Origin of the sequence: Dokdonia sp. (assembly GCF_039945015.1) — a bacterium.
Classification (GTDB): domain Bacteria; phylum Bacteroidota; class Bacteroidia; order Flavobacteriales; family Flavobacteriaceae; genus Dokdonia.
The window spans coordinates 251,601-266,777 of record NZ_JBDUXP010000004.1 but is presented as its reverse complement, the minus strand read 5'-3'; the positions used below and the strand labels follow the sequence as shown (position 1 = coordinate 266,777).

Below are 15,177 nucleotides of genomic sequence, written 5' to 3'. Positions count from 1 at the left end.
TCTTGAATCTTTTTAAAACCGCTTTCGCGAAAACATATAAAGAAGCAATCTAAGTCATCTCGACGTTAGGAGAGATCACACACCTAACCAGGAGAAGTTATATTTTATTCCCCTTCGGGGGTTAGGGTGATTCTGAGTCTTTTTTATCACTATTGTGAAAAACCGTAAACAGGTATCATTAGAAAAAGGTAAGTCTAGTAATGACTACAAGCATTTACAAATAATTATAGTCGTTTGTAAATGATTCTTGAGACTTTTACAAAAACTAAAAAACATCTAGAAAACATTCAATTACAATATTTTCAAAGAAAAGAAATACATTAAATTTGAAAAAATACACATATATAATATAAAGTACATGTACTTTATATACTAGTTAGCTGTAATTTAGAAGCACATAAAATGAATAAAGAAAAATTTATTGAGGAATTAATAGAATCATTGATCTATCATTTTAAGTCTATAAAAGAAAACACTCAATTAATTTCATTCGGAATATACACAGATGGTGATGCAAGTACAATTGGTATACATTATAACACGAAAGAAAAATTAGAGAAAGATTTAAATCACGCTCAAACAGAATATACTGGAGAAATGTTTGAAACCATGTCCTTGTACTATACCTTTTGCATGGAGGAGTGGATAAAAGATATTAGTGAGGCTTTAAGAGAAGAAAAACTTTTAGAATTACAGGCTATTATTAATAAATACGGAGAGGAAGAATATGATAAAGGAAATGAAAACTATAAAGATGAAATTCTTGATTTATTTTCAGAAGCGTTAATTAAAACAAAAGAAACTGATCTCTTTAAAAACGAAAGCAATGATTTTTTTATTCATTTAGAAGTTTCCGATGATTTTACTGACGATAAAATGCTCGATAGGATGTCAAATATTCTTAACGAAAAAAGATTTATTGATTTTAAAAAATATAGTGAAGATTAAAAAAACAGCTAACAATTTGTATAATGCATATGCTCCCTTCGAGACGCAAACGCACCATACAAGAGACGTTACTTGCAATACCTAGACACACTTTAAACATATTAGAATGGCAATAGAATTTATAAGTGAACAACATAAAAATATTACCTACACTGAAGAGGCAAATTCATTAATAAAAAAATATGTTTTAGAAAATCCCAATGCAATTGTAAATTTTAAATTGAACGATTTAAAGAAGAAAAATGGTTTAGAATTATTTGAATTTATTGGAAATGAATCAGATGCTCGAAATCAGATATCTGACTATGAAACTATTGAATCAATTCTTAAATATAAATCCTTAAAGGGATTATTCATTAATGAACATACAAAACCAAAAGTTGATATGTCAAATTTCCCAAATTTAAGACTACTTTCTTGTGATTGGAACCTTAAAATTTTAAATATTAGCACTTTAAAAAAATTACAACAATTCAATCTATTTCAATACAAACCAAAATCAAAAAATTTGATGGAACTATCTACTTTAAGTTCATTAAAGTATTTAAAATTAGGCAGTGGGAATTATGAAAGTTTAAAAGGATTGAATAAACTAAAGAATTTAAGAGAGTTAAGAATATACAGTAATCGATCTGTCAAAACTGATGATACAATTATTCTTGAAAGTGTAGAAGCTTTATACATTAGTAGTTGTAAATCTTATGACCATGATTTTTATAAAAGTTTTCCTAACCTTAAGATATTACATTTAGAATCAAGTAATGATTTAGAATCTTTAAAACCTATTCTAGACAACCTTATCAACCTCAAAGAAATTAATATTTGTGGCATCAAAGTTTTGGAAGAAGACAACACATATTGGAAAGACTATAAAAATATAACTACGCTTAATTTTTTTAACAGAAAACATCAAAAATTAAAAACTAAAGATTTCGAAAATTATCCATATAAACAAGATGGACAATGGAAAGGAATACCACGTACTATAATTGAATAGTGATTCCGCATAAGTACAGCAGATAACAACGTGTATAATTAATTGCTTGAGTGTGTTTAAAGTTTACCACGGAAATTCTGTCGAATTTCCTCTGCGCTGTTCCTTTTGTTATCTTAGTGCTTACACCAACTAACCATACACAAACCGTTGTCGGTCATTTAGAAAATATCTATGAAAATAAAACCATTCAAACTCGAAAGATATTACACCTTGCACGAACATACTGCTAAACATTCCCTCTGTAATTCCGATTGTGAAGCAATGACAATTGCTGACTTACTCTCTTTAGAAAACGGAGCGAAAGAAGTATTTGATAAAACATGGTTAGGATATACACATACGCAAGGTAATCCAGAATTAAGACAAGATATTTCTACAATTTACAACAAAATAACATCAGAGGATTTAACAGTTTGCACAGGCGCACAAGAACCAATTTTCTTATTTTCTCATGCTGTGCTAAACTCAACCGATGAAGTTATTGTACAAACGCCTTGTTACCAATCTTTACAATCTGTACCAGAGAGTATAGGCTGTAAGGTTTTGAGTTGGAATGTGCATTATGAAAAAAATACTCCTTGTTTTGATATAGAAGCACTAAAAAAAATGATAAGTAACAAAACCAAAGTTATTTATTTAAACGCACCTCATAATCCTACTGGATTTCTTTTTACAAAAGAAGAACAACAAGAAATAATAGAACTTGCAAGAATCAACAACATTATAATTTTTTGCGATGAAGTTTACCGAGAACTAGAACACAATCCTTCATTTGCAATTCCTGCATTTGCAGATTCTTATGAAAATGGTGTTTCAATAGGTGTTATGTCTAAAGCTTATGGTTTACCTGGATTAAGAATAGGTTGGTTAGCAACACAAAATCAAAAAATTTTAGAAAAAGTTGCCATTCTTAAAGAGTATACAACCATTTGTAATTCTGGTCCAAGCGAATTTTTAGCAGGTGTTGCATTAAGAAATAGACATACTATTTTAGATAAAAACCTGAAAATTATACAAAATAATTTACCGCTTTATGATACATTTTTTACGAAATATGCAAACTTGTTTTCGTGGTACAAACCTAATGCTGGACCAATAGCTTTTGTAAAAATGCGTTTTGATACTGATGATATGGGTTTTGCTGAGCAAGCCCTGAAAGAAAAAGGCATTTTAATACTTCCTGGTGGCATTTATGATTTTAATGGCTATTTTAGAATAGGCTTTGGTAGACGAAAAATACCAGAAGCATTAGAACAATTTGAAGCCTTTGTATTAGAAAATTTAGTTGGCAAATAAAACATGTAATCTATGAACAAATAAATGATTTATTAAAAATAGAAGATTTATTCGAACCTATAAAATAGGCATTTATTGATTATAATTTGTCATCTCTAATTGGAGTTCCTGTGAGTTTACTTCACTTTCCCAATAATGTAGACATCCATATAAAAACAGTTGATCTAAAAGGTTACGACTACTTTTTTATAAAAGTTGTTTCTATGTTTCCTGATAATTTAAAACAAAATTTATCACCTTATAGTGGGGCTATTTTTAGAGAAGCCTACAGAGAGTAACTACTCTAAATTATATAGACTTTGGAAGTCAAAAAAAACTGAGCGAAGAAGCTAAAAGAATTGGGAGAATCCTATAAAAGAAAAAACTTTCTAAATTTAATGCAATTCGGAGTGTTAATTACAAATCAATTAAGCATCAATTCAAAGGCTTTAACAATAAAACAATGAATTTAATTTCTTCATATAAGTTTCTAATACATAAAAATTCTGAGGTAAAAGAAAGATTTATATTTGTGTATATGAATGCCATATATGACAAGTTGTTACTATATGACGTTCCTACATAAACCAAAAGAGTGTAATTTTTTGGTTTCGTATAACACCTATACACAAACAAATACTCATGAAATTTGATTTACAGAAATCTATAGCCATTCTAGAAAGAACACCCGATGTGTTAACTACGATGTTACAGGGAATCTCAAAGGATTGGATACACACCCATGAAGGAGAAGATACGTGGAGTCCGTATGATGTTGTGGGACATCTCATTGTGGGTGAAAAAACAGATTGGGTCGTACGAACAAAAATCATTTTGAGTACTTCTGAAAATAAGATCTTTGTACCCTTTGATCGATTTGCACAATTACAAGAAAAGCAAGACATTCCTATTGCTGAGTTACTCACCGAATTTGCATCCTTACGAGAAAAGAATCTTACAGAATTAACTACATTACAAATTACTGAACAAGATCTTACACGTACAGGAATTCATCCAGAACTTGGCGAAGTAACGCTTGCGCAATTACTGGCTGCTTGGACGGCGCATGACTTGGGACATATTGCTCAAATCTCAAGAGTCATGGCAAAACAATACACAAGTGAAGTCGGTCCTTGGAAAGCCTATTTAAAAATAGTCAATTAGTAAAAAAGTATAAACATAAATACTATGACCCCATTAGAAACACTCATTAAACAATTAGACTTACTCCCTCACCCAGAAGGAGGCTACTATAAAGAAACCTATAGAAGTCAAGGAGACATTATAAAAGAAAGCCTTCCAGAAGCCTATGGAGGTAGCAGAAGCTATGCAACCGGTATTTACTTTGTACTGACTTCAGACAATTTCTCCTCTTTTCATAAAATCAAACAAGATGAGATGTGGCATTTTTATGATGGTGCTCCTATCCTACTCCACATCATTTCTGAAGCGGGTGTGTATACAAAACATACCATAGGAAGAAACATTTCCGCAGGAGAAGTTCCGCAATTTGTAGTACAAGGAGGCGATTGGTTTGCCGCAGAAGTAATACAGCCAGACAGCTATGCTTTTGTAGGATGTACCGTAGCACCAGGATTTAGTTTTGAGGACTTTGTACTTCCAGCTAGAAAAGAGTTAGTTGCATTATTTCCTGAACATACAGAAATCATTAGGAGATTGACGCATCAATAAAAAAATAGCTGTTACTTTATCTCTGTAATAAATTGATAAGAAATGAAACTAAAAAAGGAAGTTAGATTAATTCTTACAATGTTATTTTGGGGTAGTATATACCTTTTGGTAAAAAGTCAGAAACTTGACGTTGCTAAAACCCCATATATAATGAATGCAATTTACATTTTTTTTATAGGTCATATAGCATATGAAGGCATATACAGAAAAAACAAAATTGACTCTAAGCGAAAAGAGGTTAAAAGTAGACATCTGAATGAACTAAAGTCCAACCTGTCTAATTTTACGCCTAAAATAGCAACTGGTAAATTACCATCAGGACTAACGAAGTTTATACCTATTATTAAAAAATGGGGAGTCGACAATAAAATTCTTAGAGAAGATCTTTATGAAAACTCAGAAAACAATGAACTTCTAATATTAAAGTCTATAGAGTCTAAAAGAGACGTTCTTGAAGAATGGATTAATGAAAACCCTGAGGAACAAAACACAATAAAAGCGATTAACCTAACGCTTAAATCATACGATGATTTAGGCTTATGGACTTGGAAATCTAAATAAATATAGAACTCAACATTAATGAAACCAGCATTAAAATACATAGAACTTAAAAGCGGATATAGTGATAATGGACCTGCTTGGATTGGTATAGCCGAATTTTCAAAATCTGGTCGAACCGTTTATTTTAATGGAAAAGCATTAAAAAGTTCGGCGGCTCAAGGAATTGCAGGAAATTATTACGATCTAGAGAATGGTGATGAATATTGGGTTTCTGGGGTTAAAAAAAATGGCACCGACCGACATTGGGCTGGCGGAGGAAAAATAATGATAGACAGAAACGTAGTCGATCTTTATTTGAGCCAAGTTAATTTTAATGTATTAGATAAAAAACAATTTGAATTCGTTGACATACTCCCTACTGACAAACAGAAGTTTTCAAAAATGGAGAATGAATCATTAAATGAAAAAGAATATCAATGAAAAAAGAAATGGGCTTAAAAATACGTTTAAAATAATCCAATGAAACTAAATCTCCTCGTCATAAGAACGCAAAATCCCGAAGCACTAAAATGTCAGTACGAATTACTTGGGATGACGTTTGAGCATCATAAACATGATAAGGGTCCTTATCATTATACATCTGAGATAGATGGGATTGTTTTTGAGATATACCCATTTACAAAATCAATGACAGAAGCAGATGGAACACTTAGACTAGGATTGGAAGTTTCAAATCTAAAGCATACTATAGATGCTATTAGAAATAGTAATTGGATCATACGTTCTGATGCACAAAAAATGCCTTGGAGAATAACTGCTATTGTTCAAGACCTAGATGGTAGAAAAATTGAATTAAAACACAAAGAAGAATAACGATGCACTACCAATTGTTTTTTGGAGATAGAGAATTAGGAAGTATTCAGCTTATAAGCCAAGATTTTCCAAATTTATTTGGTCATTATAAATTAGTACCTACCATCAAAGAGGATACAGGTCTTTTAGGTCAATATATACAACACTCCGTTCAAGCAAACATCCTTATGGAATCTGATGAAGAAGCTTGGTTAGCATTGATAGCAAAAGAAGAAGATTTATTTTTAGAACTTATTGAGTCTAATGCTTGGAAATTAATAGACTCAAAAAAAGAAGAGCATAACATACTCATTCCCAATTTTTGTGATAAAAAAGAAGTTGTTTGGCGATGGGCATAATACAGTATCACAACTAAAAAAGTGCATTATTCATATGAATAATGCACTTTTTTAGTTTGTGTACAACCTATTAATTTACAACCAGTTTTCTCTTTTTACAAGATTTGCGATATGCATATAATGATGCATACCATGCCAAGCATATTGCCCTACATTTTGGCGTAACGAAATCACTTTATTTCCATCAGGATGTACAAACGTACGGTCAAATTGTGCATCAGATATGCTACGTAATAATCGTACTAATTTATAATGCACCGCTTCTATATGTCTTAGCGACCACTCTACAGGCATTCCTTTAAGGTCTGGAAGATTTGTCCATTCTTTTTCGAGATACGGCTTAATCGTTGGGTTATCTTCTGTAAGCGCCCATTTAAAACGGATATAACTATGGTGATGACTATCTGATATATGATGTACTACTTGTCGTACCGTCCATCCATCTGGGCGATACGGAGTATCAAGTCGCTCATCATTCATATCACTTACCATATCTCGCAACTGCGCAGGTAATACTTCTAGAATGGTGATCCATTCCTTTAATTTTTCGTCTGTAATGGTTTCTGGGGGCGTAAATGTGCCTATTGGGTATTTGAGTGCTTCCATGCCCTAAAAATAAAAAAAGTGTCTACCGTAATAGACACTTTTTTATAAGTAGTTATCCACAGTTTATACAACTTGGATAGTATGTTTGTGTTGTTTCTTTGTACGCTTTCGCGAAAAGCCTGCCTGCCGTAGGTATGGCGTGTACAACTTACTTTACAGCAACAAGTTCTACATCAAAGATAAGCGTTGCATCTGGAGGAATTACTCCACCAGCTCCACGACTTCCATATCCAAGATCAGAAGGAATCACTAGACGTGCTTTATCTCCTACACCTAATAACATAATACCTTCATCCCATCCTGGAATAACTTGTCCTTGACCAATTGGAAAATCAATAGGCGCATTACGCTTATATGAACTATCAAATACAGTCCCATCAGGTAATTGTCCTTTATAATGTACAGAAACTATTTGTCCGGCTGTTGGTTTTGCACCGTCAGCTTTTTGGATAATCTGATATCTCAGACCGCTTTCTGTTTTATCAAAACCAGCTGCGATAGCATCTAGTGCTGCATCTTGCGCTGCTCTAGCATCTGCGATTCTTTTTTCTCTAGCACCTTCAAAAGTTCTGAAAGCTTCGATAGCATTCCATCCTTCTGCATCTGCTCCTTGGCGTACAATAGTAACGCTATCCATAAGATCACCAGTCGCAATAGTATCTACCACCTCTTGTCCTTCGATTACAGATCCAAAAACAGTATGCTTACCATCCAACCATGGTGTTGGTACGTGTGTGATAAAAAACTGACTCCCATTTGTTCCAGGTCCTGCATTTGCCATACTTAATTTACCTGGCGCATCATGAATAAGTTCTGGATGAATCTCGTCATCAAATTGGTATCCTGGACTTCCAGTTCCAGTTCCTTGAGGACACCCTCCTTGAACCATAAAATCAGGAATTACTCTATGGAATGTTAACCCATCATAGTATGGAGTTCCTTGTGCCTTAGCACCATTCTCCATGTTTCCTTCGACAAGAGCAACAAAATTCCCTACTGTTCCAGGAGTTTTCTCATGCTCTAATTGCACTAATATCTCGCCTTTTGGCGTACTAAATTTTGCGTATATACCGTCTTGCATTCGTTCCATTTTTTAATAAAGTGCAAAGATAGTTATATCCTAATGAAGGGTAAACAATTAGCCTTTAGATTTTTTGAAACTACCGAAGTATTTTTTTGCTTCCTTCATCACTCTAGGTGCCATATATAAAGTCGCAAGCATCGTAGGAATAGCCATTAATGCAAAAACACCGTCTATCAAGTTGATCATCATACTTAATGACGTAGTTGCTCCTAGCATAATACTTCCTATATAAAAGATATTGTAATACTTCTTATTTTTTGCTCCCGCTAGAAAACTTAAACTTTTAGATCCATAATATGAGTAAGAAAATAAAGAGGAAATACTAAATACAGCGATACATACCAATAAGATGTATTTTCCTGCACTAGGGATCGCTTTCGCGAAAGCGGTTGCCGTAAGGCTCACCCCATTTGCTTCGGTACTTTCCCAAACACCTGTCACTAAAATAGCCAGTGCCGTTAGTGTACAAACAATAAGCGTATCTATCGCAGGACCTAACATAGCAACCAGTCCTTCTCGTATAGGCTGAGCTGTTTTTGCAGCGCCATGAGCCATGGGTGCGGTACCAATACCTGCCTCATTAGAAAATGCACCACGTTTAATTCCCAATACAATAAGAGCTCCTAAAATACCTCCATATAAAGGTTCTCCTTTATATAAAGTTGCCGAAAAAGCATCTGTAAGAATCAATTTAAAATAGGAAGGAATCACCTCTATGTTTATAATAAGGATATATGAAACCGCTATAAAATAGAGAACAACCATCGTCGGTACTAGCCTAGATGCCGTTTTACTGATACGATTAAGTCCTCCTAAAATAACAACCGATGTGATGGCTACGAGTATCACTCCAATGATGATATTACTTTGCAAACCTACTTCAACACCCTGCGGTTTTAATAAGATATCATTAATGGCTTGGGTTAACTGATTTACATTAAAAACGGGTAAAGCTCCTATTAATGCAGCAACACTAAAAAAGATGGCAAGGGGTTTCCACGCTTTTCCCATTCCTTCTACTATAAAGTACATAGGTCCTCCTTGAGCAACACCATCACTATCTTTCCCTCGATACATCACTGCTAGGGTTCCTGTAAAGAATTTGGTTCCCATTCCTACGACAGCACTCACCCACATCCAGAATACAGCTCCAGGCCCTCCTATCGTAATGGCTACCGCTACTCCAGCTATATTCCCCATCCCTACGGTGGCAGACAAAGCTGTTGATAATGCTTGAAAATGACTTATTTCTCCTGGATCATCTGGATCATCATACTTCCCTCGTAAGACTTGAACGGCATGCCCTAAATATCGAAAAGGCAAAAAGCGAGAATAAATAAGCAAGAAAAGACCTCCTCCTATTAATAATACCAATAAAGGAATGCCCCAAACGGCACTTGAAAAAGCAGCAATAATCGAGTCTAGTTTTTCCATAGTTAACGCATCATAAATTTCCCTAAATCTACAACTTATAGCACTTTTTTCTATAGATTAATTAATTAAACTATCTTCCAACTTTGAAAATTTCAAAAATTACATGAAAAATCCTACTTGTGTTTTAGCAAAAGAAAAAATAGTTTTAACGATTCTATTTTTATTGTTTATCAATACGTTGCATACATCCTATGCACAGACAGACACCTCTCCTATTACGATAATCCCTGAGTTTATTTTTGGCACCTCAGCTGCCTCCAACAAGACGTTTCCAGAACGAAAACTACAAAAACAAGCTGTTTTTAACCTTGTATGGCATCACGAAAATAATACACAGGAATGGGCGCAGTGGCTCCATAGTCCGCGTACAGGAATTAGTCTGGGATATACTGATTTTGGTAATTCTGATCGATTAGGAAGTGCTATAACACTTATGCCTTTTCTAGAATTTAATGTCTTTAAGAAAAAACGTCTTACAGCATTAATAGGGGTGGGAACTTCCTACTTTACAAATCAATTTGATTTTGAAACCAATTTCTTTAACAGAGCTGTAAGCACTGATTTTACATGGTCTTTTAGAGCTTTTATGAATTATAATTTTCTTCAAAAAGAAAAAGTAAATTACAGAGTAGGCGCTGGGATTTTCCACCATTCTAATGGACATACACGCTTACCCAACCAAGGATATAATTCGTTTTTAATAAGTCTTTCTGCCGAGATAAAAGGTGCAAAATACAGAGCATATACAGAAAATCCTGTAGTACATACAAAACCAGAAAGAACGGTTCAAAACTATATCGCTATACGTACTGGGATTGGTCAAAACGTATTTAGTGATGTGTCTATTTTTAATGAGAAAAAAGAGGTATACACACTTTCTGCTGAGTATGGTAAAATATATAATAAGACTTTAAAACTAGGTATAGGTGCTTTTTATAATCTTTATGAACATTATTACGACTATATTAATGACAATGAATCTTTAGTACAAGATGGTGAAGAGTTTGCTTCTTTAAGAGACAATCCATGGCATAATGCATCTAATTATGGACTCTTTCTAAAAGGAGAAGTACTTCTTAATCATATAGGTATTGAGGTGCGATTTGGCGCTAACTTCCATAAACCTGCATATCAAATAGATTGGAGAATTAATGAGGGTTGGGATTTTGCTCCTCGAGAAATACCAGATGGTTGGGTCTTAGGAGAGCTAGATTCTAAATTCAAATTTAAAAACGCAATTAATGCTCGCGTGGGGTTAAAGTATTATCTCATTGGTACAAATGCCGCTCCTAAACACAATGTATATGCTGGTGCATTTATTAATGCAAATTTAGGACAAGCCGACTTTACAGAGCTAGGTGTTGGGTATGTAAGAAGTTTTTAATAGTGTATTCTAAGAACTGTATTAAATGTTGTTTCTAAGGCACTTCTTTTAAACTCTTGAGCATTAGAAGTTCCATCTACACGGAAAAAATTCTCAATAGTATTATCATTATTTGTCAAGTTCCAAATAGAAAAACCAATATCTGCACGCCATCGCTTATTTGTTTTTAATTGATATAATGCCGAAAAATCTGCTCGTATATAATCGTCTAGATTACTACTGTTTGCATCTGTAAAATTGATTTCATCATTTACAACCTCAGCTCCTGAAATAAGACCAGTTGTTGGTTTTCCTGTTCGCCAATTTACGCCTAAAGCAACTTTAAGATTCTGTATAGTATATGTTGTTCCAAATGTAAACGCATGGGTGATATCAAAGTTACTAGGAAATGTAACTTCTGTTAATGCATCAAATGTATAGTTGTTATCTATAAACGAATAACTAAGCCAAGAATTAAATTTTCCATAACTTTTACGTACTAATACATCTATTCCTAAGGCTTCATAACTACCTGTTGTTCTTGTAAATTCATATTTGGTTTGAAATGCTTGACTTTGTGTTGTTATTCCTTCTATTCTTTTGTAATACGTATCTACATCTATTAACAATCCAGAACGACTATAAGATGCGCCTAAAGAGCCTTGTTTACTCTCTATCACAGGAATATCATCATCATTTGCAAGTTGCCACCTTCTTCTTTCTATTCCTAAAAAGTCATTTTGAAAATTAATAAATTGCGATGTGTTTTGATGCTTAAATTCTCCTAAGATTTCTACAGAGAAATAGTTCCAGAATTGATGATTTATACTCAAACGCGGCTCTATTAATATCTTTTTAAATTTATCTATATAATTAAAACGTCCTCCTATATTAGCCTGTGTATTTTTATCTTTTGATGTATATGCTAGTTGAGAAAAAACACCATGAGTTCGCACAACATCAGATCGTAATTCTCTAAACAAAGGTTCATCTATATCATTGAGGTTTGTAATCTCTGTTTCTACTACGTGATATCCGCTATGTAAGCTAAGAGATGATGTCCATTTGTAAGCTGTTTCAAGCTTTATCCCAGTTTCTGAGACTACATTCTCTTGTAAAAAACGTTGAGATGCAAGGAGGTTTGCATTAAAACCCCTAAGGGTATAATCAGTCTCATATATATGAATATTCGTTTTAAAAAAATCATTCCAGATACGTTCATAAAAGATACCACCAGCAATACTATTTTGAGACAAACTACTTTCTCTAGTCTCTAATACACTATCTACGTTTGTTATTTCATTAAAACTTAGTTCGTTTTGGATATTTATAAAATTGAGTCGAATCCTGTCTTTATTAGAAATTTTATAAAGCCATCGTAAAGAGGTGTCATAAAAATCAAAATTTTGATTTGTATTAAGGATCGCGATATCATTATCTTGAACTTCAGTTTCTTGTGTAATCCTATCAAAAAAAGCAATATACGTAGGAGTTGTAACCAAATCATTAAGTGACTTTCTTACGCCTACTTGAACAGATGATTTATCAGAAAATGGAAGGTCTACAAATGCATCGACACTTAAAAGATTTGCGCCTAAAGAAGCATGAAAATCGGTTGCGACTTCTGTCTCTGTTTGCATAGCAATGGTTCCAGAAACGCCATCTGTATAAGCGGTATTTGTACCATTTTTTATAATAGAAACGGTGTTTGTAATCTGTGGATTAAATCCTGAGATTAATCCAAAAAAATGCCCAGACTGGTACATCTTAATATCATCCCATAGCAATAAGTTTTGATCATTACTTCCTCCTCGTATATTAATATTGGAGATGGTTTCATCTACACTTATAATACCTGGAAGTGCTTGTACAGACTGTAGTACATCAGTTTCTATCAATCCTGGAAGGATACTAAATCTTGAAAAATCTATTTGTGTACTTCCATTACTTTTTTTATCAATCCCCTTAACGATATAACTGGTTAAAATTACTTTTGACAAAGAGATTTCATCTGGATACATTTGTATAATACCACAATTGACATTCTTAAAAAAAGTAGCTTGACGTTTTATATTTCTATATCCAATATGGTTGATTTCTACAATAGCTTGTTTATTATTTTCTAGTAATTCAAAATAACCAGTATCATCAGTGACTATGATGTTATTAAGGGTTTTTAATGTAGCACCTACAATAGGTTTTTGTGTTTCTATATCTCTCAAGTACCCGCAAATACGGGTATAAATTTCTGTCTTGGTAATGTAATAAATATGCTCTCCTATCTTGGTATATGTAAGTCCAGTTTCCTTTTGTAAATAAGATATGGATTCTTCTAGAGTTCGCTTTCGCGAAAGCGGAATCACAACAACCCCTTCTAAATCCTCAACAGCATAATTAAACTGGATATCGTATTCTTTTTCTAGCGATGTCAGGATTTCTAAAACGGAATTTTTTTGCACAGTCTCCTGAGCAATTATCCCATAGGGTATGCATATGATAAATACGACATATATATGTCGTTTAATGTGTTGCGTCATATATAACCACCTTCCTATTGTTTTCTATGTTATAGTTCATACGTAGTGGGGCTGTAATCGCTGTTAATGCGTTTGGGAGATCTGAGTGTTCAAATCCTCCAGAAAATAAGATGGTGCTGTCTATATTTGTAAGATCTATGCGTACATCATATTGCCTTTCTAATTCTTTAAATACCTCAATGACGGCTACTTTAGAAAAAACGCTTCTGTTTGCTATCCATTGTGGTCCATCACCAGAAATTGTGCCTTTTGTTTCTATAGTATGGTCTAATCTAAAGGTTGTTCCTGCTGGAAGTTTTATTTCTTTATCATTATATGATACACTTACTAAACCTTCATAGCAAGTTACTTCAAAAAAATGATTTCGTTGTTTTACATTAAATGATGTTCCTAATACAGATACAATACCGTCATCTGTTAGTACATCAAAGGTTGCGCCTTTTGCAACATTAAAAAAAGCTTCTCCATCCAGAGATACTTCTCTTTTTGTATCCCAAGTATCTTTGGCATAAGTAAGAGACGTTATAGCGTTGAGAGTAACTTGTGATTGATCTGGTAAATGAACTGTTTCTTTTTGTGCTAACTGTGTAGTAATTGTCGTTGTAGATTGAGCAGTAATTGCATAGTATGCACCAAGTATAATGACAAATAGTGCAGCAACTCCACTTAATTTTTGTATCCAGTTAAAACGTATAACCTTTGTAGGTATCGTGCTGTCTTTATCTTTTCGAGAGTTAAATACTTCAAAATCATCAACAAGATATTGCTCAGAGGCATTAAACCGCTTTGCTTCTTGAATGATTTCCTGACTTAGAGCAGCATCGTCTAGTTCTCTAAACGCTTCTAACTCTGAGGGCGTTAACTCGTCATTCAACCATTTTTTATATAAGTATTCTTTTTCCATTAATACACTGTCTATTATAAGAACAACTTTGTCCTTAGATATCCTGAACTATTTTAAATTAAATCCTTCTAGTTCTTCTTTAATTTGCTTGAAAGCACTATATATTCTATACTCAACTACTTTTTTTGTCACTCCAAGTTCATCTGCAATCTCTTGATGTTTTTTCCCTTCGGCTTTATTAAGTAAGAACGCTACGCGTTGTTCTTCAGAAAGTCTCCCTAATACTTTTTGATACTTTATTAAGAACTCTTCTTTTTGAAATAAAAATTCGGGAGATTCATTTGTATATTCCTTAGGTTGTATTTTTCTAAAGTTCACAACTACTTTATGATGTTTAACATGATTGAGCATCATATTATTTGCAATCGTATATAAATATGATTTTGCTTTAGAAGGGTCTACTTTTTTACAATTTTCCCATAATTTTACAAAAGCTTCTTGAGCAGTATCTTTAGGGTTAAGATAATCTCCATACTTATAAAAGAGAAAATTTGTTAATGCCTGCGCATAGGTATCATATAACTTTGAAAAGATATGATCTTCACAAATAGAGGTATGTAGCGGTTTTTTCAAAAGAAGAAGTTATTTGTTTACAAAGCTATGAGAATCTTTTTAATTTTTTTTT

At 33.3% G+C, this 15,177-nt stretch carries 16 protein-coding genes; 10 read left to right on the top strand and 6 right to left on the bottom strand.

Translation table 11 applies throughout. The features are described from left to right. Window positions 1-402 precede the first annotated feature (402 nt). From ABJD27_RS03415 to ABJD27_RS03375, 9 genes are all read left to right on the top strand, one after another. Window positions 403-948, top strand: coding sequence for a DUF4303 domain-containing protein (locus ABJD27_RS03415; RefSeq protein WP_348171047.1), 546 nt, complete (start codon window positions 403-405; stop codon window positions 946-948). A 106-nt stretch (window positions 949-1,054) separates the two neighbouring features. Next, window positions 1,055-1,945, top strand: a complete 891-nt coding sequence (locus ABJD27_RS03410; RefSeq protein WP_348171050.1) for a hypothetical protein — start codon at window positions 1,055-1,057, stop codon at window positions 1,943-1,945. A 171-nt stretch (window positions 1,946-2,116) separates the two neighbouring features. Next, window positions 2,117-3,241 (top strand): aminotransferase class I/II-fold pyridoxal phosphate-dependent enzyme, encoded by a 1,125-nt coding sequence (locus tag ABJD27_RS03405; RefSeq protein WP_348171053.1) that lies wholly within the window; start codon window positions 2,117-2,119, stop codon window positions 3,239-3,241. Window positions 3,242-3,862: 621 nt separating this feature from the next. Beyond that, complete coding sequence (locus ABJD27_RS03400; RefSeq protein WP_348171056.1) at window positions 3,863-4,384, top strand: DinB family protein; 522 nt, start codon at window positions 3,863-3,865, stop codon at window positions 4,382-4,384. 24 nt (window positions 4,385-4,408) lie between these two features. Continuing rightward, a complete protein-coding gene (locus tag ABJD27_RS03395; RefSeq protein WP_348171059.1) occupies window positions 4,409-4,912 on the top strand; it encodes a cupin domain-containing protein in 504 nt (167 codons plus the stop codon). A 150-nt stretch (window positions 4,913-5,062) separates the two neighbouring features. Next, window positions 5,063-5,473, top strand: coding sequence for a hypothetical protein (locus ABJD27_RS03390; RefSeq protein ID WP_348171062.1), 411 nt, complete (start codon window positions 5,063-5,065; stop codon window positions 5,471-5,473). Between the two features lie 18 nt (window positions 5,474-5,491). Continuing rightward, on the top strand, window positions 5,492-5,893 hold the full coding sequence (locus ABJD27_RS03385; protein ID WP_348171065.1) for a mannose-1-phosphate guanylyltransferase: 402 nt from the start codon (window positions 5,492-5,494) through the stop codon (window positions 5,891-5,893). A gap of 39 nt (window positions 5,894-5,932) precedes the next feature. After that, window positions 5,933-6,286 (top strand): hypothetical protein, encoded by a 354-nt coding sequence (locus tag ABJD27_RS03380; protein WP_348171068.1) that lies wholly within the window; start codon window positions 5,933-5,935, stop codon window positions 6,284-6,286. 2 nt (window positions 6,287-6,288) lie between these two features. Further along, window positions 6,289-6,624: a hypothetical protein gene (locus ABJD27_RS03375; protein WP_348171071.1), complete on the top strand. Its 336-nt coding sequence runs from the start codon at window positions 6,289-6,291 to the stop codon at window positions 6,622-6,624. A gap of 75 nt (window positions 6,625-6,699) precedes the next feature. Here the strand turns inward: ABJD27_RS03375 and ABJD27_RS03370 are convergent, their stop codons facing one another. From ABJD27_RS03370 to ABJD27_RS03360, 3 genes are all read right to left on the bottom strand, one after another. Further along, window positions 6,700-7,230: a YfiT family bacillithiol transferase gene (locus tag ABJD27_RS03370; RefSeq protein WP_348171074.1), complete on the bottom strand. Its 531-nt coding sequence runs from the start codon at window positions 7,228-7,230 to the stop codon at window positions 6,700-6,702. A 148-nt stretch (window positions 7,231-7,378) separates the two neighbouring features. Next, on the bottom strand, window positions 7,379-8,311 hold the full coding sequence (locus ABJD27_RS03365; protein ID WP_348171077.1) for a peptidylprolyl isomerase: 933 nt from the start codon (window positions 8,309-8,311) through the stop codon (window positions 7,379-7,381). 57 nt (window positions 8,312-8,368) lie between these two features. Continuing rightward, window positions 8,369-9,748: an alanine/glycine:cation symporter family protein gene (locus ABJD27_RS03360; RefSeq protein WP_348171080.1), complete on the bottom strand. Its 1,380-nt coding sequence runs from the start codon at window positions 9,746-9,748 to the stop codon at window positions 8,369-8,371. Between the two features lie 103 nt (window positions 9,749-9,851). On the opposite strand from ABJD27_RS03360, the gene ABJD27_RS03355 reads away from it, so the two are divergent. Continuing rightward, window positions 9,852-11,132 (top strand): acyloxyacyl hydrolase, encoded by a 1,281-nt coding sequence (locus tag ABJD27_RS03355; protein ID WP_348171083.1) that lies wholly within the window; start codon window positions 9,852-9,854, stop codon window positions 11,130-11,132. Here the strand turns inward: ABJD27_RS03355 and ABJD27_RS03350 are convergent. The 3 genes from ABJD27_RS03350 to ABJD27_RS03340 are packed head-to-tail and all read right to left on the bottom strand — an operon-like array spanning window position 11,129 to window position 15,125. Continuing rightward, window positions 11,129-13,648 (bottom strand): TonB-dependent receptor, encoded by a 2,520-nt coding sequence (locus ABJD27_RS03350; RefSeq protein WP_348171086.1) that lies wholly within the window; start codon window positions 13,646-13,648, stop codon window positions 11,129-11,131. The two genes, ABJD27_RS03355 and ABJD27_RS03350, sit on opposite strands and share 4 nt — an antisense overlap. Further along, window positions 13,632-14,552 carry a FecR family protein gene (locus tag ABJD27_RS03345; RefSeq protein ID WP_348171089.1) on the bottom strand — a complete coding sequence of 307 codons (921 nt, stop codon included), beginning with the start codon at window positions 14,550-14,552 and terminating at the stop codon, window positions 13,632-13,634. Before ABJD27_RS03345 ends, ABJD27_RS03350 begins: the two co-directional genes overlap by 17 nt. Before the next feature lie 48 nt (window positions 14,553-14,600). Beyond that, window positions 14,601-15,125, bottom strand: coding sequence for a sigma-70 family RNA polymerase sigma factor (locus tag ABJD27_RS03340; RefSeq protein ID WP_348171092.1), 525 nt, complete (start codon window positions 15,123-15,125; stop codon window positions 14,601-14,603). Window positions 15,126-15,177 lie beyond the last annotated feature (52 nt).

Bases quoted from the DNA above. Each gene is read 5' to 3' on its own strand.
- ABJD27_RS03355 (WP_348171083.1), top strand. From the start codon at position 9,852: ATGAAAAATCCTACTTGTGTTTTAGCAAAAGAAAAAATAGTTTTAACG.
- ABJD27_RS03345 (WP_348171089.1), bottom strand. From the start codon at position 14,552: ATGGAAAAAGAATACTTATATAAAAAATGGTTGAATGACGAGTTAACG.
- ABJD27_RS03385 (WP_348171065.1), top strand. From the start codon at position 5,492: ATGAAACCAGCATTAAAATACATAGAACTTAAAAGCGGATATAGTGAT.
- ABJD27_RS03360 (WP_348171080.1), bottom strand. From the start codon at position 9,748: ATGGAAAAACTAGACTCGATTATTGCTGCTTTTTCAAGTGCCGTTTGG.
- ABJD27_RS03375 (WP_348171071.1), top strand. From the start codon at position 6,289: ATGCACTACCAATTGTTTTTTGGAGATAGAGAATTAGGAAGTATTCAG.
- ABJD27_RS03410 (WP_348171050.1), top strand. From the start codon at position 1,055: ATGGCAATAGAATTTATAAGTGAACAACATAAAAATATTACCTACACT.
- ABJD27_RS03395 (WP_348171059.1), top strand. From the start codon at position 4,409: ATGACCCCATTAGAAACACTCATTAAACAATTAGACTTACTCCCTCAC.
- ABJD27_RS03405 (WP_348171053.1), top strand. From the start codon at position 2,117: ATGAAAATAAAACCATTCAAACTCGAAAGATATTACACCTTGCACGAA.
- ABJD27_RS03365 (WP_348171077.1), bottom strand. From the start codon at position 8,311: ATGCAAGACGGTATATACGCAAAATTTAGTACGCCAAAAGGCGAGATA.
- ABJD27_RS03390 (WP_348171062.1), top strand. From the start codon at position 5,063: ATGAATGCAATTTACATTTTTTTTATAGGTCATATAGCATATGAAGGC.
- ABJD27_RS03350 (WP_348171086.1), bottom strand. From the start codon at position 13,648: ATGACGCAACACATTAAACGACATATATATGTCGTATTTATCATATGC.
- ABJD27_RS03380 (WP_348171068.1), top strand. From the start codon at position 5,933: ATGAAACTAAATCTCCTCGTCATAAGAACGCAAAATCCCGAAGCACTA.
- ABJD27_RS03370 (WP_348171074.1), bottom strand. From the start codon at position 7,230: ATGGAAGCACTCAAATACCCAATAGGCACATTTACGCCCCCAGAAACC.
- ABJD27_RS03415 (WP_348171047.1), top strand. From the start codon at position 403: ATGAATAAAGAAAAATTTATTGAGGAATTAATAGAATCATTGATCTAT.
- ABJD27_RS03400 (WP_348171056.1), top strand. From the start codon at position 3,863: ATGAAATTTGATTTACAGAAATCTATAGCCATTCTAGAAAGAACACCC.